The organism is Marinobacter sp. Arc7-DN-1 (assembly GCF_003441595.1).
In the GTDB taxonomy this organism is placed as follows: Bacteria; Pseudomonadota; Gammaproteobacteria; order Pseudomonadales; family Oleiphilaceae; genus Marinobacter; species Marinobacter metalliresistant.
Genome location: NZ_CP031848.1, coordinates 1,465,617 through 1,486,588, shown reverse-complemented (window position 1 = coordinate 1,486,588; position 20,972 = coordinate 1,465,617). Strand labels below are relative to the sequence as shown.

At 58.7% G+C, this 20,972-nt stretch carries 18 protein-coding genes and 1 pseudogene; 7 read left to right on the top strand and 12 right to left on the bottom strand.

The features are described from left to right. Positions 1 to 48 precede the first annotated feature (48 nt). From D0851_RS06925 to D0851_RS20495, 5 genes and pseudogenes are all read left to right on the top strand, one after another. Entirely contained in the window at positions 49 to 924 is an 876-nt protein-coding gene (locus tag D0851_RS06925) for a branched-chain amino acid ABC transporter permease (RefSeq protein WP_117617978.1), read from the top strand. Next, positions 924 to 1,931 (top strand): branched-chain amino acid ABC transporter permease, encoded by a 1,008-nt coding sequence (locus D0851_RS06920; RefSeq protein ID WP_117617977.1) that lies wholly within the window; start codon positions 924 to 926, stop codon positions 1,929 to 1,931. Before D0851_RS06925 ends, D0851_RS06920 begins: the two co-directional genes overlap by 1 nt. After that, the gene (locus D0851_RS06915) at positions 1,928 to 2,686 is read left to right on the top strand and encodes an ABC transporter ATP-binding protein (RefSeq protein ID WP_117617976.1); all 759 of its coding nucleotides are present in this window, start codon (positions 1,928 to 1,930) and stop codon (positions 2,684 to 2,686) included. Before D0851_RS06920 ends, D0851_RS06915 begins: the two co-directional genes overlap by 4 nt. A gap of 17 nt (positions 2,687 to 2,703) precedes the next feature. Then, positions 2,704 to 3,153: pseudogene (locus D0851_RS20500) on the top strand (hemerythrin domain-containing protein); the annotation flags it as partial. Between the two features lie 210 nt (positions 3,154 to 3,363). Next, positions 3,364 to 4,068, top strand: coding sequence for an ABC transporter ATP-binding protein (locus D0851_RS20495; RefSeq protein ID WP_227539518.1), 705 nt, complete (start codon positions 3,364 to 3,366; stop codon positions 4,066 to 4,068). 177 nt (positions 4,069 to 4,245) lie between these two features. Here D0851_RS20495 and paaZ read toward each other — a convergent pair whose 3' ends face one another. The 11 genes from paaZ to paaG form a co-directional block, all read right to left on the bottom strand. Beyond that, positions 4,246 to 6,291: a phenylacetic acid degradation bifunctional protein PaaZ gene (gene paaZ / locus D0851_RS06905; RefSeq protein ID WP_117617974.1), complete on the bottom strand. Its 2,046-nt coding sequence runs from the start codon at positions 6,289 to 6,291 to the stop codon at positions 4,246 to 4,248. 87 nt (positions 6,292 to 6,378) lie between these two features. Next, complete coding sequence (gene paaE / locus D0851_RS06900) at positions 6,379 to 7,458, bottom strand: 1,2-phenylacetyl-CoA epoxidase subunit PaaE (protein ID WP_117617973.1); 1,080 nt, start codon at positions 7,456 to 7,458, stop codon at positions 6,379 to 6,381. Positions 7,459 to 7,471: 13 nt separating this feature from the next. Further along, positions 7,472 to 8,041: a 1,2-phenylacetyl-CoA epoxidase subunit PaaD gene (gene paaD, locus D0851_RS06895; protein ID WP_117617972.1), complete on the bottom strand. Its 570-nt coding sequence runs from the start codon at positions 8,039 to 8,041 to the stop codon at positions 7,472 to 7,474. Then, positions 8,025 to 8,789: a 1,2-phenylacetyl-CoA epoxidase subunit PaaC gene (paaC, locus tag D0851_RS06890; RefSeq protein ID WP_117617971.1), complete on the bottom strand. Its 765-nt coding sequence runs from the start codon at positions 8,787 to 8,789 to the stop codon at positions 8,025 to 8,027. The genes paaD and paaC overlap by 17 nt, the downstream gene beginning before the upstream one ends. Positions 8,790 to 8,801: 12 nt before the next feature. Further along, positions 8,802 to 9,083 (bottom strand): 1,2-phenylacetyl-CoA epoxidase subunit PaaB, encoded by a 282-nt coding sequence (gene paaB, locus D0851_RS06885; protein WP_008173800.1) that lies wholly within the window; start codon positions 9,081 to 9,083, stop codon positions 8,802 to 8,804. Between the two features lie 17 nt (positions 9,084 to 9,100). Further along, positions 9,101 to 10,093, bottom strand: a complete 993-nt coding sequence (paaA, locus tag D0851_RS06880) for a 1,2-phenylacetyl-CoA epoxidase subunit PaaA (protein ID WP_117617970.1) — start codon at positions 10,091 to 10,093, stop codon at positions 9,101 to 9,103. Positions 10,094 to 10,424: 331 nt separating this feature from the next. Further along, positions 10,425 to 11,735 (bottom strand): phenylacetate--CoA ligase PaaK, encoded by a 1,311-nt coding sequence (gene paaK / locus D0851_RS06875; RefSeq protein ID WP_117617969.1) that lies wholly within the window; start codon positions 11,733 to 11,735, stop codon positions 10,425 to 10,427. A gap of 54 nt (positions 11,736 to 11,789) precedes the next feature. Next, a complete protein-coding gene (gene pcaF / locus D0851_RS06870) occupies positions 11,790 to 13,037 on the bottom strand; it encodes a 3-oxoadipyl-CoA thiolase (RefSeq protein ID WP_117617968.1) in 1,248 nt (415 codons plus the stop codon). Then, a complete protein-coding gene (paaI, locus tag D0851_RS06865; RefSeq protein WP_117617967.1) occupies positions 13,034 to 13,480 on the bottom strand; it encodes a hydroxyphenylacetyl-CoA thioesterase PaaI in 447 nt (148 codons plus the stop codon). The genes pcaF and paaI overlap by 4 nt, the downstream gene beginning before the upstream one ends. Then, positions 13,477 to 14,997 (bottom strand): 3-hydroxyacyl-CoA dehydrogenase PaaH, encoded by a 1,521-nt coding sequence (gene paaH, locus D0851_RS06860; RefSeq protein ID WP_117617966.1) that lies wholly within the window; start codon positions 14,995 to 14,997, stop codon positions 13,477 to 13,479. The genes paaI and paaH overlap by 4 nt, the downstream gene beginning before the upstream one ends. Positions 14,998 to 15,000: 3 nt before the next feature. Then, the gene (paaG, locus tag D0851_RS06855; protein ID WP_117617965.1) at positions 15,001 to 15,792 is read right to left on the bottom strand and encodes a 2-(1,2-epoxy-1,2-dihydrophenyl)acetyl-CoA isomerase PaaG; all 792 of its coding nucleotides are present in this window, start codon (positions 15,790 to 15,792) and stop codon (positions 15,001 to 15,003) included. 390 nt (positions 15,793 to 16,182) lie between these two features. On the opposite strand from paaG, the gene D0851_RS06850 reads away from it, so the two are divergent. Continuing rightward, complete coding sequence (locus D0851_RS06850) at positions 16,183 to 16,782, top strand: phenylacetic acid degradation protein PaaY (RefSeq protein WP_117617964.1); 600 nt, start codon at positions 16,183 to 16,185, stop codon at positions 16,780 to 16,782. A gap of 30 nt (positions 16,783 to 16,812) precedes the next feature. Here D0851_RS06850 and D0851_RS06845 read toward each other — a convergent pair whose 3' ends face one another. Next, a complete protein-coding gene (locus D0851_RS06845; protein ID WP_117617963.1) occupies positions 16,813 to 17,265 on the bottom strand; it encodes an Lrp/AsnC ligand binding domain-containing protein in 453 nt (150 codons plus the stop codon). A 160-nt stretch (positions 17,266 to 17,425) separates the two neighbouring features. Between D0851_RS06845 and D0851_RS06840 the strand changes: the two genes are divergently transcribed. Then, positions 17,426 to 20,929, top strand: coding sequence for an NAD-glutamate dehydrogenase (locus D0851_RS06840; RefSeq protein ID WP_117617962.1), 3,504 nt, complete (start codon positions 17,426 to 17,428; stop codon positions 20,927 to 20,929). Positions 20,930 to 20,972 lie beyond the last annotated feature (43 nt).

Here is a 20,972-nt window from a genome sequence, read left to right as displayed (position 1 = left end):
AATCCTTTCGGATAAGTCGTCAGCCGATGTTCGACCGGAACCACCGCTATGCTCGCAGAATTCTTACAGTACCTGTTCACCGGGATTACTATCGGTGCGACTTACGCCCTGATAGCCCTCGGTTTTACCCTGATTTACAACGCCAGCCATGTCATCAACTTCGCCCAGGGTGAATTCCTGATGATTGGAGGCATGGCAACGGTTTCCCTGACCGCCATGGGAGTGCCCATGATATTCGCGGTCGTGCTGGCAATCATTCTGGCTGGTGTGCTGGGGATTGCCCTTCAGCGCCTCGCTATTGCTCCGGCCAAACAGGCCGATGTGGTTACCCTGATCATTATCACCATTGGTGCATCCATCTTTATTCGCGGTATCGCCCAGGTAGTCTGGGGCAAGGAGTACCACGTGATGCAGAACTTCAGCACCGACCAGCCTATCCAGGTGTTTGGTGCCGTGCTGAACAGCCAGAGCCTGTGGGTTCTCGGTATTGGCGCGGTCATGGTGGTGGCTTTGGTGCTGTTCTTCACCAAGACACTGATTGGCAAGGCAATTCTGGCAACCTCCATGAACAAGGAGGCGGCACGTCTGGTCGGCATCCGCACCCAGATGGTGCTTATGCTGGCATTCATGGTGTCTGCGCTGCTTGGCTCGGTGGCCGGGATTGTAGTCGCACCGATTACTTTTACTTCCTATGACATCGGGATCATCCTCGGACTGAAAGGCTTTGTTGCCGCGGCTATCGGAGGTCTTGGCAGCGGTGTGGGTGCTGTTGTCGGTGGCCTTGCCCTTGGCATTGTTGAAGCCATGGCGGCCGGTTACATTTCATCCGATTACAAGGACGCGGTAGCGTTTTCCATGATTCTGCTGGTGCTCTTCTTCATGCCCCGAGGACTTTTCGGCGCCAAAGTAGTGGAGCGTGTCTAATGTTGAACCGGTTTATGCAGTCGCGCCTCCGGGGCCTGCTGGTCCTCGCACTCATCCTGATTATCCTTCCGGCTTTTCTGGGCAACCCGTTCCATTATGAACTGGTCATCCAGATGGCCATCATTGCCGCTACCGTTATCGGCCTGAACCTATTGGTGGGCTTTGCCGGTCAGATCAGCCTTGGTCACGCGGGCTTCTTTGGCCTGGGTGCTTACTTCACGGGTATCACAACCGGGACTTACGGCTGGTCTTCTGTCCCGGCGCTGGTGGTCGGTGCCATTGCGGTTGGCATCATTGCCTGGGTTGTGGGTCGCCCGATCCTGCGACTGAAAGGGCATTACCTTTCCATGGCAACCCTCGCAGTGGGCTTCATAATTACCATCATTCTGAACAACGAGCGTGCCATTACCGGTGGCCCGGACGGCATGCCGGTTCCGGCCTTCGATCTCTTTGGCTGGGAGCTCAGTACCTTTGGTCAGTATTCGTTGTTCGGACTGGAGATCTCTGGTGTCCAGGCCTGGTATATCCTGGCCAGCGTGGTGCTTCTGCTGGCGGTCTGGTTCGCCCAGAATCTGATCGAATCGCCCATTGGCCGGGCTTTACGGTCCGTGAAAGGCTCGGAAGTAGCTGCCAGCGTGGTGGGAGTCGACACCGCAAAGTACAAAAGCCTCGTGTTCGTGATCTCCGCGATCTATGCAAGCGTAATGGGTGGCCTTTACGCCCACTTTCAGGGCTTTATCACCCCGGCGGTGGCAAGCTTCGAGTTCTCCATTCTCTTTATCACCATGGTAGTCCTTGGCGGTATGGGTTCCACGTTCGGTGTGATTCTGGGTGCCGTGGTGCTGAAACTGTTGCCCCAGGTTCTGGCGGATTTCCAGGAACTGGAAACCGTGATGTTTGGCCTGATCCTGATGCTGACCATGATCTTCATGCCCAAGGGTCTGTTGCCCACCATCACCGCAATCGTTTCCAAAAGAATGCGCAAGAAAGCGGGAGGTGAGGCATGACAGCACTGGTTGAAGTAAAAGGGCTGGATAAGGCCTTTGGTGGTGTTCATGCGGTGGAAGGTGTCAGTTTCGCCGTGGAGGCCGGGCAGGTCTATTCTGTCATTGGTCCGAACGGTGCTGGCAAGACCACCCTGTTCAACCTGATTACCGGCCTCTATATCCCCACGAAGGGTGAGATTCTGCTGAATGGCGAGAGTACCGCCAGGCTGGAACCGAACCAGCTTGCGGAACGGGGCATGTGCCGGACCTTTCAGCAGATGCAGATCTGTATGAACATGACCGCCATTGAGAATGTGATGCTTGGTCGCCACCTCCAGCTCAGAAGCAGTCTGTTTACCACCTTGTTCCGGCTGCCATCGCTGCGTCGCAATGAAGCCGCAGCCCGTAAGCGTGCCGCTGAGTTGATGGAATACGTGGGTTGCGGTGACTACCTGGATGCCGAAGCCTCCGCCATGTCCTATGGCGCACTCAAGCGACTTGAAATTGCCCGGGCCCTGGCTGCTGAACCAAAGGTCATCCTTCTGGATGAGCCGGCGGCCGGCCTGAACGCCACCGAAACAGCGGCACTGGAGGATCTGATTCGAAAAATTGCGGAACAGGGCATCACGGTGATGCTGGTCGAGCACGATATGAAACTGGTGATGGGCATTTCCGACCGGTTGCTGGTGCTTAACTATGGTCGTGTTCTGGCCGAGGGTACGCCCGAGGAAATCCGTCAGAACCCGGACGTTATCGCCGCCTATCTGGGTGGCTGAGCAAGGAGACATTTCACATGAGCGAGCAACACACTGAAATGGCGCCTGCCCAGTCACGCAGTGAGCAGGCCGTCCGGATTATTGTTCAGGAACATCAGGCGCTGTGGCGGATCCTGGATCTGCTGGATCAGCTTCTCAGCGATATGAATGTGAATGAGCAGCGCCCTGATGAGCGACTGCTCAGTACCATTTTTGATTACATCCAGCACTTCTCCCGGCGGGTCCACAGCACACCCACGGACATTGAGCTTTACAAGCGGCTCAGTGAGAAGTCCCCGGAGACGGCACCCCTTCTGGAAAAGCTGGCCAAGGGCTACGTGATCGGGCATGAAAAGCTGCTTGAGCTGCGCAGGTTACTGGCCGTATGCATGGAAGGCTGGCCGCAGGGACGTGAGGAGTTCAGCCATGCCCTGGCTCGTTTCACCGAAGCCTTGCGTAAGCATATTCGCAAGGAAGAAGGGGTGGTCATTCCAAGGGCCCGTAAACTGCTGACTGAGGAAGACTGGCAACAGATCATCGAAGCGCGGGACGTGGAAAACGACCCGTTGTTTGGTGAACGGGTGCGGGAAGAGTTCCGGGAGTTGCGCCACCAGATTGTCAGTTATACCCCCGAAAAGTTCGGAGGCCTGGGCCTGAAGCATGTGGATCGGGTGACTGCACCTCATGCCAGACAGGAAATGCTGTCCATCAAGGGGTTGGTTACGTCCTATGGCCAGATTGAAGTGCTGCATGATGTGGATATCCACATCAACAGTGGCGAGATTGTATCGCTCGTAGGAGCCAATGGCGCCGGCAAATCTACCCTGCTGATGACCATCTCCGGGTTGCAGCCTACAGACCGGGGCGCGATCACCTTTGAAGGTAAGGATCTTGCTAAGATCAGTGCCGATCAGCGGGTAGCCAACGGTATTGTGCAGGTTCCGGAAGGCCGGCAGGTGTTCAAGGACCTCAGTGTTCACGACAATCTGCTACTGGGCGCCTACACCCGGGGCAAGACACCTGAGGTGATGGATGACCTTGAGCGTATGTACACGAAATTCCCTATTCTTCGCCAGAAGCGCCATAACCTGGCCGGCGAGCTCTCCGGTGGTCAGCAGCAGATGCTGGCCATGGGCCGGGCCCTGATGGCCAAGCCGAGATTGTTGCTTCTGGATGAGCCCAGCATGGGCCTTGCGCCGTTGATCGTTGAGGAAATCTTCAACATCGTCAAGGAACTCAAGGCGGAGGGGATTACCATCTTCCTGGTAGAGCAGAATGCCTCCCAGGCGCTGGCACTGGCAGACCGTGGCTATGTGCTGGAAACTGGCAAGGTGGTGGTTGAAGGTACTGGCCGGGAGCTGCTCAGTAATGAGAAGGTTCGCGAGGCCTACCTGGGTATGTAATCGCCCAGGGCATGTAAAGCACAAATAAAAGGGGGGCACCCATTAGCCAGGTCGTTAAATCTGAAAATCATGTTCGCTGAGGCCGGGGTCAGATGAAGGCTTTCATCTGACCCCATTTATTTACCTGTGACCTTCTCCCTGGGGTCCAGGACAGGAAGAAGGTCTCGCAGTCCGGTGTTACCCGGGCTTCTTGGCAACCAGTGTCAGGATGTCGTAGCTCGCAACCAGCTCATCGTTCTGGTTGTGAACCTGGACATCCCAGACCACCACACCCTGGGGGTGGCCGTCCGGAGATGTCCGACCCTGATCGATCTTGCGCTTGCAGGTCAGCCGAGCCCGGATGGTGTCGCCCGGGGCCACCGGCTCGATGAAGCGCAGGGTGTCCAGGCCGTAGTTCGCCAGAACCGGACCTTCGCCCGGATAAACGAACAGGCCCGCCGCAGCGGAAAGCACAAAATAGCCGTGGGCAATGCGCTTGCCGAACTGGGAGTCCCGCGCCGCAATTTCATCAAAGTGCATGTAGAAGTGGTCGCCGGACAGGCAGCCGAAGTTGACGATGTCCGCCTCGGTAACCGTGCGCCGGTGAGTCAGAAGGGATTCGTTGATCTGCAGGTCCTCGAAATGACGACGGAATGGGTGCACTTCGGTTTCGATCAGATCGGCACCGCGCACGTACTCACGGGTGACTGCTGCCAGCATGGTCGGGGAGCCCTGAATTGCAGTTCTTTGCAGGTAATGATGTACCGCGCGGATGCCGCCGAGCTCTTCACCACCGCCGGCGCGACCGGGTCCGCCATGCTTGAGCATGGGCAGAGGTGAGCCGTGGCCGGTGGATTCCTTCGCTGCTTCCGCGTCCAGCAGGTGCAGACGGCCATGGAAGGCGGCCAACAGAGGGGCGACCTTGCCGGCAATGGCGGGATCGCGGGTGGTCAGGGTGGTGACCAGTGAGCCCCGGCCTTGCGCACACAGAGCCACTGCGTCTTCGACGGTGTCGTAGGGAATCACCGTTGCTACCGGGCCAAAGGCCTCAATGTCGTGTGCTCCACAACCCTTTTCCGGGTTCCGGCACAGCAGTACGTGCGGCTCGATGAACGCGCCTTTCTCGGTGCCTTCGCCAGTCGGTTTGAAGCTGTCGTCGCCACCGATGACCAGTTCGCTGGTCTTCAGCAGTTCCTGGATATTGGCTTTGACGTCTTCCAGCTGGTCGATGGAGGCAAGAGCGCCCATGCGTACGCCTTCAACCGAAGGATCGCCCACGGTGACTTTCGATAACCGCTCTTTCAGCTTCCCGCAGACAGCGTCCACCTGATCTTTCGGCACCAGAATCCGGCGTATAGCGGTACACTTCTGACCGGCCTTCGCCGTCATCTCGCGGCCCACTTCCTTCACGAAGATATCGAACTCTTCGTGCTCGGGGGTCACGTCTGGCGCCAGAATGGCACTGTTCAGTGAGTCGGCCTCGGCATTGAACGGAATCGAACGGTTGATGATGTTCGGATGATTCTTGAGTTTGCGAGCTGTTGCTGCCGAGCCGGTGAAGGTAACCACGTCCTGCTCTTCAAGATGGTCGAACAGGTCGCCGGTGCTGCCAATGATCAGCTGCAGGCTGCCTTCAGGAAGCGCGCCGGATTCCTGCATCAGGCGAACGGCCAGTTCGGTCACGTAGCAGGTAGAGGTGGCCGGCTTTACAATGGACGGCATGCCCGCCAGGAAGGTGGGTGCGAATTTCTCAAGCATGCCCCACACCGGAAAGTTGTAGGCATCAATATGCACAGCCACGCCGCCCCGGGGCACCAGGATGTGGGTACCGGCAAAGTGGTTGTTCTTGCCAAGCGGCGTCACCGGGCCTTCGTGCACTACGTTACCGGACGGCAGTTCTCGCCGCCCCATGCTGGCGTAGGAGAACAGGGTGCCGAAACCACCATCAATATCGATGCCGTTATCGGCTTTGCTCGATCCGGTATGCATCGACAGTGCGTAAAGCTCTTTCTTGTGCTCCTGCAGGTACATGGCCATGGCCTTGAGGGCCAGGGCGCGTTCCTGGAAATCCATGGCCATCAGGTTCTTGCCACCAACCTTGCGGCCATACTCAACGGCTTTCCTGAAATCGAGGGTGTCGTCGTGGGTGTGTGCCACGATTTCGCCGTTGATGGCGCTGGGCAGGGCCTTGGCGGGCTTTTCACCGACCCACTGGCCGGCAATGAAACTTTTCAGGACTGACATGGGAAACTCCATTGGTGTCTGAAACGCCAAGGCAAGTCCCGTTGTTGCGGGACTTGCCTTGCTCGAGTCTTGTTATTGGGGTGAAAGCTACATCTCGTCGTAGTTCAGAACCACCTTGTCGCTGATCGGGTAGCACTGGCAGGAAAGCACGTAACCGGCTTCCACCTCGTAGTCTTCCAGGGCAAAGTTCTGGTCCATCTCCACTTCGCCTTCGACAACCTTGGCGCGACAGGTGGAGCAGACACCGGCCTTGCAGGAGTAGGGCAGATCGGCACCTTCCTCGTTGCCGGCTTCGAGGATGCTCTTGGTATCACGAACCAGCGGGAAGGTCAGGGAGCGGCCATCGGCAATCACCGTTACTTCACTGATGGACTGCGGATCCACTTTCGACGGCGCTCGGTCCTTACGGGCCTGGGGTGCACCACCGACCGGCGTGAACAGCTCGAAATGGATCCTGCTTTTCTCCATGCCATGGCGAAGCAGGGAGTCCCGCACATCTTCTGTCATTAACTGGGGGCCGCAGATGAAGGCTGCGGTGAGATCCTTCGCGTTGATCCAGTGGTCGAACAGTTTGTCGCACTTGTCGTGATCAATCCGCCCGTTGTACAGGTCAATGTCCTGCTCTTCCCGGGTGAAGATGTACACCAGGTTCAGGCGGGCCATGTACTCGTTCTTCAGATCCTGAAGTTCATCCCGGAACATGGTGCTGCTGGTGGCCTTGTTGCCATAGAACAGCGTTACCTCGCTCTTGGGCTCGGTTTCCAGAGTGGTCTTGACGATCGACAGGATCGGGGTAATGCCACTGCCTGCGGCAACCGCCAGGTAATTGCCTTCGCGCTCGGGATCCAGGTCGATGGAGAAGTGGCCCTGGGGTGGCATGACTTCCAGCGTCTGGCCGGGTTTCAGTTGCTCATTGGCAAACGTGGAAAAACGGCCACCGGCAACCTTCTTGACCGCGATGCGCAGTTCCTGGTCATTGACACTGCGGCAGATCGAGTAGGAGCGGCGAACTTCCTCACCGTCCATCTGGGTTCTGACAATCAGGTGCTGGCCCTGCTTGTAGCTGAACTTGTCCGCCAGGTCTTCTGGCAGATCAAAAGCAAGTGATACGGCGTTTCTTGTTTCAGGTCTGACCTCTTTGAGGCTCAGTGAGTAGAATTTGTTCATGATCGTATCGGCTCTAGATGCATTTGAAATAGTCGAAGGGCTCGAGGCATTCCTTGCAACGGTAAAGGGCTTTGCAGGCGGTGGATCCGAATTCGCTGACCCGCTCGGTGTCCTTGCTGCCACAGTGGGGGCAGGCAATGACCTCCGGTTCCCCGAGCAGGCTCATCTTGCTGGAGCTGCCCTCGGGCGGTGCGATTCCGAATGCCCGAAGCTTCTCTTTGCCTTCGTCTGTGATCCAGTCGGTGGTCCAGGCAGGGGTCAGCACCTGGTTGATTTTCGGATCCCGGAAGCCCGCGGCGCGCAGGGCTTCAGTGATCAGTTCCTCAATCAACTCGGTGGCCGGGCAGCCGGAGTAGGTCGGGGTTACATCAACGGATAATTCGTTGCCGTCCCAGCGGATGGCACGAATAATACCGAGTTCCACGACGCTGACTGCCGGCACTTCGGGGTCTTTGACCTCCTCGAGAAGTGCCCAGATGTCATCCTCTGTCAGCAGATCGGGGCGGGCGTTTGCCGGCACCCGATCACTGGCAATCAGGATATCGACGGCTGACCGGCTGTCTGTATCACCATGTGGTGGCATCGGGATAGGCCCTCTGCAGGAATTGCATTTCTGCCAGGATGAAACCGAGGTGTTCGGTGTGCTCGCCGTGCTTGCCGCCCATGTACATCCAGGCGTCTTCCGTGCCCGGCGTCAGGGTCGCCTGGATGAGCACTTCGTTAGCCATTCCGCGCCAGTCTTTGGCCAACTGGTCAGGGTCCGGGCCAATGCCCGCCTCGGCCATGACACGATCAGTGTCGTCCGGGGTAATCAGTTCGCCGGTAAAGCGCCAGAGGATATCCACGGCATCCTGCATGCGACGGTGGCTTTCCTCGGTGCCATCGCCCAGACGCTTGACCCACTCCGATGACCGGCGCAGGTGATAGGTGGCTTCTTTCAGGGCTTTGGCGGCGATCCCGGCGATGCGCTCATCGCTGGATTCGGTCAGGCTCTTGAGTGTGAAGTAGTGCCACACGTCAAAGAAGAACTGCCGACCCATGGTGACCGCATAATCCTCATTGGGCTGCTCGGTGAGCAGCAGGTTGCGGTAATCGTGGGCATCGCGGCGGAATGCCAGCTTGTCAGCATCCCGGCCATCGTCAATCAGCTCGGCGGCGTACTCGTACCAGTTGCGGGCCTGGCCCACCAGGTCGAGGGCGACGTTCATCAGTGCCATCTCTTCCTCAAGCGCCGGGGCCTTGCCGCACAGTTCGCACAGGCGCTGGCTCAGGATCATGTCGGAATCTGCCAGGCGCAGCAGGTATTCCTTTAATGCTTCTGCTTGTGTCATTGGTACCGCTCCTTACATGTGTCCGACTTCATCGGGCAGCTTGTAGAAAGAAGCGTGCCGGTAAACCTTGTCTTCCGACGGGTCGAAAAGCACTTCCTTTTCGTCGGACGCGGAGGCCGTGATGGTGTCGGAGGGAACCACCCAGATGCTTACGCCTTCGTTTCGGCGTGTGTACAGGTCACGGGCGTTTTCCATGGCCATCTCGGCGTCTGCGGCATGCACGCTGCCCACGTGTTTGTGGTTCAGGCCGTGCTTGGACCGCACAAAGACTTCGTAAAGGCGCCATTCAGACATGTTGTATTCCTCCGGTATCAAGCGGCTTGTGCGCGCTGTTTTTGTTTTTCGGCATAGGCGACGGCCGCTTCACGGACCCAGGCGCCTTCGTCAATTGCTTTCTTGCGAGTGTTGATGCGCTCGCGGTTGCAGGGGCCGTTGCCCTTGAGAACGTCGTAGAATTCCTGCCAGTTGATTTCACCGAAATCGTAGTGGCCGGTTTCTTCGTTCCACTTCAGGTCCGGATCCGGCGCGGTGCAACCCAGGAACTCGAGCTGCGGAATCGTCTGGTCAATGAACATCTGGCGCAGTTCATCGTTGCTCTTGCGCTTGATCTTCCAGGCCATGGACTGCTGGGAGTTCGGAGACTCGTCATCGTGCGGGCCGAACATCATCAGCGCCGGCCACCACAGACGGTTGATCGCGTCCTGCACCATGGCTTTCTGCTCTTCGGTGCCTTCGCGCATCATGTCCAGCAGGATCTGGTAGCCCTGACGCTGGTGGAAGCTCTCTTCCTTACAGATCCGGACCATGGCGCGGGAGTAGGGGCCATAGGAAGTACGCTGAAGCACAACCTGATTGACGATCGCAGCGCCATCCACCAGCCAGCCAACCGCACCCATATCGGCCCAGTTCAGGGTCGGGTAGTTGAAGATACTGGAATACTTGGCCTTGCCCTGATGCAGTTTCTCGATCTCTTCATCGCGGTCTGCACCGAGGGTTTCCATGGCACTGTAGAGGTACAGGCCGTGGCCTGCTTCATCCTGGATCTTGGCCATCAGCTGGAGCTTGCGCTTCAGGGTGGGGGCCCGGGTAACCCAATTACCTTCGGGCAGCATGCCGACCACTTCGGAGTGGGCGTGCTGGGAAATCTGACGAACCAGCGTCTTCCGGTAGCCTTCAGGCATCCAGTTCTTGGGTTCGATCTTGATTTCGGCGTCGACCTTTTCCTGAAACTCGCGCTCTTCAGGCGACATCTCTTCCAGGGTCTTCAGGCGCTTGGCGCCGGTTTCAACGAGCTGGGCGTACATAAACAAATACCTCCGGATCGGGCTTGTTGTTCTGTTATCCGTGAACAGCGATGCCCTCAGGAACGACTGAAGGCCATTGACTTCATATTATATGATACTGAATAAATATCAAGAATTGTCGTTGCGTGTCATGTTATATATGAAAGGTTCTTTGATGACGCTTATAGTGTTGATTTTAATGATAAAAAACGTGATACGTGAGTAAATACTATTGAGCTCGGCAGTGGAGAAGTAAAATTAAATCGATGGCTGCGGGTGCGCGGCCGTTGGGGGCAGGCGGCAGGGGGGCAGCCGCAGTGGCTGTGGACTGACCCCTGCCGGTCATGCAAACTTAGGTGTTTCGACGGTCAAACACGTGCCTGGCCTTGCCTTCCGAACGGGCCAGGCGGTTGGTTTCAACCACCTCGACCCGGGTGCTGATGCCAATGTAGGACTTGATGTGGTGGGCCAGTTCCTTGGCCGCCGCGGCACGGCTTTCCGCGTTGTCGGTCGTGTCTGGTTTCAGCTCGGCCCGGATATCCACGCAGTCCAGATTGCCTTCCCTGTAAACCTCGATCTCGTAGTGCGGGGCCAGCGCCTCGCATTTCAGAACCTGTTCCTCAATCTGGCTCGGGAACACGTTCACACCACGGATAATCAGCATGTCATCGCTGCGACCGGTAATCTTGTCGATCCGGCGCATGGGTCGTGCGGTGCCCGGCAACAGGCGGGTAAGGTCCCGGGTGCGGTAACGCAGAATCGGCAGGGCCACCTTGGTCAGCGAGGTGAACACCAGCTCACCGTATTCGCCGTCGGGCAGTACTTCACCGGTGTCGGGATTGATGATTTCGGGATAGAAATGATCTTCCCAGATGGTGGGACCGTCTTTGGTCTCAATGCACTCCATGCCCACGCCGGGGCCCATAACTTCGGACAGGCCATAAATATCCAGGGCCTGGATACCAAGGCGCTCCTCGATCTCGGTACGCATGGCGTTGGTCCAGGGCTCGGCACCGAAGATACCGAGGCGCAGTGGCAGTTTGTGCGGGTCAATGCCCTGCCGCTCCATCTCGTCGGCGATGTTCAGCATGTAGGACGGCGTGACCATGATGATGTCAGGCTCGAAATCCTTGATCAGCTGGACCTGCTTCTCGGTCTGGCCACCGGACATGGGGATTACGGTACAGCCAAGCCGCTCGGCACCGTAGTGGGCACCAAGGCCGCCTGTGAACAGGCCGTAGCCGTAGGCAACATGGACCTTGTCGCCACGGGAGCCGCCACCGGCCCGAATAGACCGTGCCACAATGTCGGCCCAGGTATTGATATCGCTCTGGGTGTAACCGACCACGGTCGGCTTGCCCGTGGTGCCGCTGGAGGCATGGACCCGGACCACGTCGGACAGGGGTGTGGCAAACATGCCGAACGGGTAGTTATCGCGCAGGTCCGCTTTGGTGGTGAACGGTATCCTGGCCAGGTCATCCAGAGAGTTGATGTCCATCGGCTTGAGACCGAGATCGTCAAAGGCTTTGCGATAGAAGGGCACATTGGTATACGCATGGACCAGGCTCCAGCGCAGCCGCTGAAGCTGTTCATGGCGGAGCTCGTCAATGCTGGCCGTCTCCATGCGGTCAAGTTTGCCAAGTTTTTGTAATGGTAAGCTCATGATTCTGTCCTGCGTTGTTCTTGTAAGATGGTCGTTCCGGTCCGGGCGGTGGCGTCAGGCCACCGCGTCCGTCCGCTCAATGATCAGTGCGATACCCTGGCCGACCCCGATGCACATGGTGCAGAGGGCGTAACGGGCTTTCTGGCCTGCCGCGTGGCGGCGCTCAAGTTCGTTCAGGGCGGTAGTGACCAGCCGTGCACCGCTCATGCCCAGGGGGTGGCCCAGGGCGATGGCACCCCCGTTCGGGTTTACATGCTCGGCGTCGTCCGGCAGCCCGAGATCACGCGTGACGGCAAGGGCCTGGGCGGCGAAGGCCTCGTTCAGTTCGATCACGTCCATATCGGCCAGTTCCAGGCCGGCCGTGGCCAGGACTTTACGACTGGCCGGCGCAGGACCAAAGCCCATGATCCGGGGCTCCACGCCAGCGGTTGCCATGGCAACAATCCGGGCGCGGGGTTTGAGGTTGTATTGCCTGAGGGCATTGGCTCCGGCCAGCAGCAGTGCGCAGGCGCCGTCATTCACACCGGAGGCATTGCCGGCGGTCACGGTGCCGTTGTCACGGAAGGGCGTCGGCAGCGTGGCCAGCTTTTCAAGGCTGGTTTCCCGGGGGTGCTCGTCGGTATCCACTACCAGCGGGTCCTGCTTGCGACGGGGGATGGTCACCGGCGTTATTTCGGCGGCCAGCCGTCCGTTTTTCTGGGCAGCGGCCGTGCGCTGCTGGCTGCGCACGGCGAAGGCGTCCTGGTCTTCCCGGGAAATGCCGAAATCGGCCGCCACGTTCTCGGCTGTTTCCGGCATGGAATCAATTCCGTACTGCTTTTTCAGCACCGGATTTACAAAGCGCCAGCCGATGGTGGTGTCGAAAATCTCCGCCTTGCGGCTGAATGCGGACTCGGCCTTGCCCATCACAAACGGAGCCCGTGACATGGACTCCACACCGCCGGCAATCATCAGTTGAGTTTCGCCGGTGCGGATTGCCCGGGCGGCACTGCCGACCGCATCCATGCCGGAGCCGCACAGGCGGTTGATGGTGCTGCCCGGTACATCCACTGGCAGACCAGCCAGAAGCAACGACATGCGGGCCACGTCCCGGTTGTCTTCGCCGGCCTGGTTGGCGCAGCCATAGAGCACATCGTCAATTTTAGACCAGTCCATATCCGGATGGCGCTCGGTCAGCGCCTTGATGGGGATGGCGCCCAGGTCATCTGCGCGCACGGCGGAGAGCGCACCGCCGTAGCGACCGATGGGGGTACGGATGGCATCGACGATATAGGCCTCTTTGAGAAGATTGTCCGCGTTCATAAATTATCCTCCGAATTGCGTACGGTGCCACGAACCTCGTAGGAGCGGCCCCGGAACAGGGCAACCTTGCGGCCGTCCTGGTTGGTTAATGTGATGTCGTAAACGCCGGTGCGGCCGCCGCGGGCCTGCTCTTCGGCGGTGGCGGTCAGCCGGTCGCCTTCTTTGGCGCCGGACATGTAATCAATGCTGCAACTGGAGGCGACGGTGGCCCGGTCATAGCTGTTGCAGGCGAAAGCAAAAGCGGAGTCGGCCAGGGTGAACAGATAGCCGCCGTGGCAGGAACCGTGGCCCTGGATCATGTCGCCGGTTATGGTCATGGTCAGTACCGCCTTGCCCGGGGCAACGGACTCAATGTTCATGCCCAGCTTCTGGCTGGCTTGATCCCGCGCGAACATGGCTTTTGCGCATTCCTCGGCGAGTGTTTGTGGGTTCATCTCGCTCATGAATAAAACCCCTTCTGTGCGAATGCATTCTTCCGAAGCAGCAGGGCAGGGCGATAGCGATCTTCTGCGTAGCTGTTCTGGATGTTGGTGAGCACGTCAAATACGTGGCCCGCCCCGAGGCGGTCGCTCCAACTGAGGGGGCCATCGGGGTAGTTCAGGCCCGCTTTCATGGCCAGATCGATATCGGCGACCGTGGCAACGCCGTGAAGGGCTGCGTCGGCGGCTTCGTTGGCCAGCATGGCCACGGTACGCATGATCACGAGTCCGGGGCGATCAGCGATCCGGCTTACCGAAATACCCGCTTTCTGGAGTAAAGCACAGGCGCAGGAAACCGCCGCTTCCGAGGCCTGTTCGGCCGGAGCCAGGGCAAGCCTGGAGGCCTTGCTGTAATCGAAGGCCAGGTCAAACAGTACAAGGTTGGAAATGCCGTCGGTGGCGGCACGCTCGGTGGCCATCCGGCCATCGGTAAGGGCCAGCACGGCATCGCCGAAGCGAAGCCGGCCCGGGCCGTCGCGTTCGATCACGGTCAGGCCAGCGCCTTTGAGGCGCTCGATCAATGGAGCTGCTGCGCCGGGGTTGCCTTCGGCAATGACGACGGTCTCATCGCATTGGTGGGCCGGCTCTGTCTGTGGCTCCGGCTTTTGAGCGTCTTCGCCGTAGGGGTAGAAACCCTGGCCACTCTTGCGACCCAGCCGGCCAGCTTCCACCAGCTCCTTCTGGATCAGCGAAGGCAGGAAGCGCGGGTCCTGATAGTAGGAGTTGAACACAGAATTGGTCACGGCGTAATTGACGTCGTGGCCGATCAGATCGGTCAGCTCAAACGCGCCCATGCGGAACTGGCCGGCTTCGCGGATGATGGCATCCAGCGTTGCGGCATCGGTGGCCTGTTCCTGCAGCAGGCGCAGGCTCTCTGCGTAAAACGGACGGGCAACACGGTTAACGATAAAGCCGGGAGTTGAGGTGGCATAGACCGGCTTCTTGCCCCAGGCGCTTGCCGTGGCGTGAACCGTCTCAGCGACGGTTTTGCTGGTGGCCAGGCCCATCACTACTTCTACCAGTGCCATCAGGGGTGCTGGATTGAAGAAGTGCATACCCACCAGGCGCCCGGGTTTTTTCATTCCGGCGCCGAGGGCGGTGACGGAGATGGACGAAGTGTTGGTGGCGAGGATCGTGTCCCCGGCACAGAGTTCTTCCAGCTTAGCCAGCAGTTGGCGTTTGATTTCGAGATCCTCAATGATAGCTTCAATCACCAGCCCGGTATCGGCTGCTTCACTAAGGTTTTCAATCGGCTGGATCCGGCCGATGATGGCGTCCAGCTCCTGCTGCTGCATCTTGCCCTTATCGACCCGACGCTGGAGCTGTTTGGCAATACCGTCACGGCCTGCCTCAGCAGCACCTTCTCTCTGGTCGTGCAGGTAAACATGATGGCCTGCCTGGGCGGCTACCTGGGCAATACCGGAGCCCATGGCCCCGGCGCCGATGACGGCAACTTTGGTTTGGGTGTCCAGTGCCGGCATGGCTTATTTCCCCTTGAAGTTCGGCGTGCGTTTTTCCATGAAGGCGGCAACGCCTTCGCGGTAATCCTCGGTCTGCCCGGCTGTGCGCTGGAGGTCCCGCTCCAGATTGATCTGCTCTTCAAAGGTATTGCTGGCGCTGGCATGCAGTGCGCGCTTGATTAGGGCCAGGCCCTTGGTCGGCTGGGTCGCGAAATGGCGGGCAAGCTTCATGGTCTCTTCCATGAGTTGCTCGTTATCGACACAGCGCCAGATCATGCCCCAGTTCTCGGCCTGTTCGGCACTGATCTTCTCACCCAGCAGGGCCATACCCTTGGCCCGGGCCATGCCGGCCACGCGGGGCAGGATCCAGGTACCGCCCGAGTCGGGTACCAGGCCCAGCTTGCAGAAAGCCTGAACGAAATTGGCGGAGCGGGCCGCGAGGGTGATGTCGCAGGCCAGGGCGATGTTGGCTCCGGCGCCGGCCGCCACGCCATTGACGGCGCAGAGCACCGGCATCGGCAGATCCCGCAGGCTGCGCATCAGCGGGTTGTAGTAGTTCTCTAGCGAGGCGCCGAGATCCGGCATTTCCTGGTCCGGGGATACGCTGCGGTCTGAAAGATCCTGACCGGCGCAAAAACCCCGGCCAGAACCGGTGATAACCAACACCCGGACAGACTCATCCTTGCGCACAGTGCTGATGGCATCGCGCATGCGTTCGTGCATTTCGACATTGAAACTGTTCAGGTTGTCCGGGCGGTTCAGGGTTAGCAGAGCCACGCCCTGATCGATTTCAAGAAGAATGCTCGGCTGAGTCATGGCGTTGTTGTCCTGTTGTTTGTTGTTGGGGATAGCGTGAAAGGCGTCTTGGACCGGTACGGTGCTATCGATTGTGGAAAATGAGTATATCTTAGAATTGATACTCGTCAAGGACTGTGCTCGCCAGGTTCTGTATCGCTTTGGTCTTAGTGGATGCTGTGCCTTTTCTACGTCATTGAAAATCATATATAAATTTTATTTAGCGACGGTGCGGGCCGGACTTTCACCCGATCTTCGGTGGTGGATAGGCCCCTCAGGGCATGCAAAACCCTCCGGAAAACGATAATGTGATACAGAAAACGAATCACAAGAACGTATCGGGTCCCATGTTTGTTGGCCCTGTACAGGCCTGATCTGTTTCCGGTACCCACCTTTGCCCAGGAGAGCGTTATGCCCAGTTACAGTATAGAAGGCGTTGTTCCCGTCGTTCATCCGTCTGCCTATGTACACCCGACGGCTGTGCTGATTGGTGACGTCTGGATCGGCCCGGACTGCTATGTCGGGCCGGCGGCGTCGCTGCGCGCCGATTTCGGCCGGATTATTCTCAAACAGGGTTCGAACGTTCAGGACACCTGTGTAATGCATGCCTTCCCGGGCATGGACACCATCGTCGAGAAGAATGGCCACGTCGGGCACGGCGCGATCCTGCATGGCTGTGTTGTTGGCGAGGACGCCATGATTGGCATGAATGCGGTGGTGATGGACGAGGCCCGTATAGCGCCCCGTTCGATTGTCGGAGCCTGTGCGTTTGTGAAGGCAAAGTTTACCTGTGAGCCGGGATCACTGATTGTCGGGTCGCCGGCGAAAGTGATGCGGATGCTCAGCGACAAGGAAATCGCCTGGAAGAAAAAGGGAACCGAGGAATACCAGAGACTGACACTGCGCTCCCTGGCCAGCCTCGAGGAAGTACAGCCACTCGCAGATGCTGAAGAGGACCGGCCCCGGGTGGATGCCGGGGGGTACAAGCCGAAGTACGAGCAATCCGAGTGATAGCCGGCGCCGGCCCGTGAAGCGTCGCTTTTACAGTCCGGCGTCCCTGACATTCTCCATCACCACAAATGTGCTGGTCTGGAGCACGTGGGGCAGTGCCGATATCTCCTCACCCAGGACCTGTCGGTATTCCTGCATGTTCCGGGTCCGGACTTTCAGCAGGTAGTCGAAATTGCCGGCAATCATGTGGCATTGCTCCACCGCGGATATCTGCTTCACGGCTTTATTGAAGGCTGCCAGGGCATTGCTGCTGGTGTCGTTCAGGGTGACCTGGGCAAAGGCGATGTGGCTGAGGCCCAGCTTGGTCTGGTTGACCAGGGCCGTGTAGCCGGTGATGTAACCCTGTTCTTCCAGCCGGCGCATCCGTACCTGACAAGGGGTTTTGGAAAGGCCCACCCGGGACGCGAGCTCGGTAACGGTGATCCGGGAATTTTTCTGCAACTCGCGAATAATGGATTGGTCAATTCTGTCCAAATCGGCCATGTGGTCGGTTCCAGGCTGTATTAATGGCTAAATCATCCGGTAAATATAATCAAAACTCCTCGATTCCGAAACTATACGGTTAAAGCGACTTCCGGGGCTTGCGTATACTATCAGCTACGCTATTACCGAAAGAACGTGTAAAAAAGCCCGGAGAGTTTCGATGACCGATCCGCACACATTACAAAAACAAACCCTGCTGGAACAGCTTGCCGATGTCCTTCAGAACCAGTCCACCGACAATGACGATTCCCTTGAGTTGCGTGAGATTGTCGCCCGGATGGTTCAGGAATCCCGATCATGGGACGACGATCTGCACGCCGAGCTCGTTCGGGTTTTTGGTGAATCCCTCGGGGGGCGTTACGCCCAGGTGTTCAGTGGCGGGTTTCCCTCGGCCTACCGGGCCAGGTTTTCGGTAGCGGAGGCACTGGCCGATATTGAGCAGATCCAGTCCATCGCCGTCTGCACCGATGTACCCATGCGCTTTTACCAGCCCCGGGATTCTTCCGAAACCGGATTCCATTTCAAGCTGTACAGCGAGGGGCAGCCGGTTGTTCTGTCTGATGTGATCCCGATCCTCGAGAACCTGGGCATGCGGGTGCTCGGTGAACATCCTTACCGGGTGCGGCGCCGGGACGGTGAAACTTTCGGCGTCAGTGACTTTACCGTTGAGCTCCATACCCGCTGCCGGGATGCCGACCTGGACGCAGCCAGGCCGCTGATCCAGGGGGCTTTCCGGGAAATCTGGAATGGCTTTGCGGAAAACGACGATTTCAACCAGCTGATCATGCTGTGCGGCCTTGGCTGGCGTGAAGTGTCCCTGATCCGGGCCTATGCCCGCTATATCAAGCAACTGCGTTTCGGCTTCAGCCAGCCCTTTATTGCCGAGACCCTGGCCCGCCACCCGCATATCACCTCCATGCTGGTGTCCTTCTTCCAGAAACGGTTTGACCCTGGGTTGCAGGGGAGAAAGAAAGGCCAGGCCTCAGCAGGCAAGGTTGAGGCAGAGATACTTGATGCACTTGAAGCGGTAGAGAGCCTCGATGATGACCGGATTCTCCGGCGCTTTTTCGTGCTGATCCGGGCTACACTCCGAACCAGTTATTTCCAGCGCCAGGAGGATGGTGGATTCCGGAGCTACCTCTCGCTGAAGCTGGACCCTTCCTCCATTCCGGACATCCCCCGGCCTCGGCCGAAATTCGAGATTTTCGTTTACTCGCCACGGATTGAGGGTGTTCATCTGAGGTCTGGCCCTGTCGCCCGGGGTGGCTTGCGGTGGTCTGACCGGATTGAGGATTACCGCACCGAGATTCTCGGCCTGGTAAAAGCCCAGCAGGTAAAGAACTCGGTGATTGTGCCGGCAGGTGCCAAGGGTGGCTTCGTGGTGAAGCAGCCGCCGCAGGATGGGTCCCGGGAAGCGCTGCGGGAGGAGGGCATCGCCTGCTACCAAACCTTTATCAGGGGGCTTCTGGACATTACCGACAACCTGGAAGACGGCAGGGTTGTGCCCCCGGAAAGCGTGGTCCGTTACGACGGCGACGACACCTACCTGGTTGTTGCCGCAGACAAGGGAACCGCCACGTTTTCTGACATTGCCAACACGCTTGCCGCGGAATACGGCTTCTGGCTGGGTGATGCTTTCGCCTCCGGCGGTAGTGAGGGCTATGACCACAAGAAAATGGGGATTACCGCAAGGGGCGCCTGGGAGTCGGTAAAGCGACATTTTCTGGAAAAGGGCACAGACACCCAGGCGGACGAATTCACCGTGGTGGGCATTGGCGACATGGCAGGCGATGTGTTTGGCAATGGCATGCTGTTGTCAGAGCGGATTCGCCTGGTTGGCGCCTTCAATCACCAGCACATCTTTATTGATCCGCAGCCGGATACCGGGGCGTCTTTCCGTGAGCGTCAGCGCCTGTTCAATCTGCCGGGGTCAACCTGGGCCGATTATGACACCGGACTCATCAGTAAAGGTGGCGGCGTGTTTTCACGTGCCATGAAGTCCATTCCGGTGTCTCCGGAGATGCGGCGGATGCTTGGTACCAAGGCCCGGACGCTGCCACCCGCCGAGTTGATCAGCGCCCTGCTTAGGGCGCCGGTGGACATGTTGTGGAACGGTGGTATTGGCACCTACGTGAAAGCGCCCTCCGAATCCCATGAAGAGGTGGGCGACAAGGCCAACGACGCCCTGAGAATCGACAGTAACCAGCTGCGTTGCAAGGTGCTGGGAGAGGGTGGCAACCTCGGCGTGACCCAGCGGGCGCGGATTGATTTTGCCCGCCTCGGCGGCTCGGCCAACAGTGATTTCATCGATAACGCCGGTGGCGTGGACTGCTCGGATCATGAGGTCAATATCAAGATCCTTCTCAATGATCTGGTGCACCGGCAGCGGATGACCCTGCCCGAGCGCAACGGCATGCTCCGGGCAATGACCCCGGAAGTGGCGGACCTGGTGCTGAGAAACAACTACCGGCAGGCCATGGCGCTGAGCCTGGCGCAGAACACAGCGGTCGCCAGCGCGGATCAGTATGAGCGGCTGATGCGGCGTCTGGAGACAGAGGGCAAACTGGACCGCGGCCTTGAGTTTCTGCCCTCCGATGAAGAACTGCAGGCCCGCCGGGAGCGCGGTGCCGGCCTGACCCGGCCGGAGCTGGCGGTACTGGTGTCCTACGCCAAGATCGAGCTGAAACAGGCGTTGGTGGCAGCTCCGATTGTGCATGACCCCCGGTTTAACGCTGCGCTTCACTCGGCGTTTCCGGCGTCCTTGCTGGCGGCTTTTCCGGAAGCGGTAGGTGCTCATCCGCTGCGGGCCGAAATATCGGCAACCCAGATCGCCAATGATCTGGTGAACCGCATGGGGATCACCTGGTTCGACCGGATCCGCAGTGCCACCGGCGCGGATGCGGGCCGGATTGCCGCGGCTTACCTGATTTCCCTCCGGGTTCATGACGTAGACGCGCACTGGGAAGCGATTGAAGCGCTGGACGGAAAAGTCAGCGCGGATGTGCAGGCAGAGCTGTTTGCCGATGCCATTCGCCTGGTGACCCGAAGCACCAGTTGGCTGTTGCAGAACCGTCGCCAGGCGCTGGATCCGGTGTCGTGTATTGATCATTACCGGGCGCCGCTGGCCGATGTTCTGGCCTCCAAAGAGCGCCTGGAATCGGTGATTCCTGCAAGTCGTTGGCAAGAAAGCTATGCTGAGTATTGTGAGCGGAAGGTTCCGGAGGAGTTGTCAGCCTGGTGCGCTTCCGCGGAAAGCCGATACTGGCTGATGGATATGATCGAGATTTCCCGTCAGTTGGGCCAGGATCTGGGATCTGTTGCCTGGGTCTATTTCAGGCTTGGCGAAAGTCTGAACCTGACCTGGCTCGACCGGCAAATGCGGGCATTCCGGGCAAATGGCCACTGGCAGGTGCTGGCGACCATTCACTACCGGGATGAACTGGATCACCAGTTGCGGAACCTGACGCTCAGCGTGTTTTCCGAGCCGGTAGCGGGTGACGGAACCCCGGTCGAGCGGCTGGATGCATGGCGAGATGATAAACAGGCGTTGCTCAGCCGGTGGCAGCGCATGTTGAGCGATATGCAATCCGCAAGCGATGTGGATTGTGCCGTTTTCTCGGTGGCTCATGGAATGCTGAGAGAGCTGGCCTCAAAAGCCGGATAGCGGAAGCGGAACAGGCAAAGCACCTAAAAACTAATGGTTTTCG

Excerpts from the sequence above, each read along its gene's own strand:
- D0851_RS06925 (WP_117617978.1), top strand. The coding sequence starts at position 49 with ATGCTCGCAGAATTCTTACAGTACCTGTTCACCGGGATTACTATCGGT.
- D0851_RS06920 (WP_117617977.1), top strand. The coding sequence starts at position 924 with ATGTTGAACCGGTTTATGCAGTCGCGCCTCCGGGGCCTGCTGGTCCTC.
- D0851_RS06915 (WP_117617976.1), top strand. The coding sequence starts at position 1,928 with ATGACAGCACTGGTTGAAGTAAAAGGGCTGGATAAGGCCTTTGGTGGT.
- D0851_RS20495 (WP_227539518.1), top strand. The coding sequence starts at position 3,364 with ATGCTGTCCATCAAGGGGTTGGTTACGTCCTATGGCCAGATTGAAGTG.
- paaZ (WP_117617974.1), bottom strand. The coding sequence starts at position 6,291 with ATGTCAGTCCTGAAAAGTTTCATTGCCGGCCAGTGGGTCGGTGAAAAG.
- paaE (WP_117617973.1), bottom strand. The coding sequence starts at position 7,458 with ATGAACAAATTCTACTCACTGAGCCTCAAAGAGGTCAGACCTGAAACA.
- paaD (WP_117617972.1), bottom strand. The coding sequence starts at position 8,041 with ATGCCACCACATGGTGATACAGACAGCCGGTCAGCCGTCGATATCCTG.
- paaC (WP_117617971.1), bottom strand. The coding sequence starts at position 8,789 with ATGACACAAGCAGAAGCATTAAAGGAATACCTGCTGCGCCTGGCAGAT.
- paaB (WP_008173800.1), bottom strand. The coding sequence starts at position 9,083 with ATGTCTGAATGGCGCCTTTACGAAGTCTTTGTGCGGTCCAAGCACGGC.
- paaA (WP_117617970.1), bottom strand. The coding sequence starts at position 10,093 with ATGTACGCCCAGCTCGTTGAAACCGGCGCCAAGCGCCTGAAGACCCTG.
- paaK (WP_117617969.1), bottom strand. The coding sequence starts at position 11,735 with ATGAGCTTACCATTACAAAAACTTGGCAAACTTGACCGCATGGAGACG.
- pcaF (WP_117617968.1), bottom strand. The coding sequence starts at position 13,037 with ATGAACGCGGACAATCTTCTCAAAGAGGCCTATATCGTCGATGCCATC.
- paaI (WP_117617967.1), bottom strand. The coding sequence starts at position 13,480 with ATGAGCGAGATGAACCCACAAACACTCGCCGAGGAATGCGCAAAAGCC.
- paaH (WP_117617966.1), bottom strand. The coding sequence starts at position 14,997 with ATGCCGGCACTGGACACCCAAACCAAAGTTGCCGTCATCGGCGCCGGG.
- paaG (WP_117617965.1), bottom strand. The coding sequence starts at position 15,792 with ATGACTCAGCCGAGCATTCTTCTTGAAATCGATCAGGGCGTGGCTCTG.
- D0851_RS06850 (WP_117617964.1), top strand. The coding sequence starts at position 16,183 with ATGCCCAGTTACAGTATAGAAGGCGTTGTTCCCGTCGTTCATCCGTCT.
- D0851_RS06845 (WP_117617963.1), bottom strand. The coding sequence starts at position 17,265 with ATGGCCGATTTGGACAGAATTGACCAATCCATTATTCGCGAGTTGCAG.
- D0851_RS06840 (WP_117617962.1), top strand. The coding sequence starts at position 17,426 with ATGACCGATCCGCACACATTACAAAAACAAACCCTGCTGGAACAGCTT.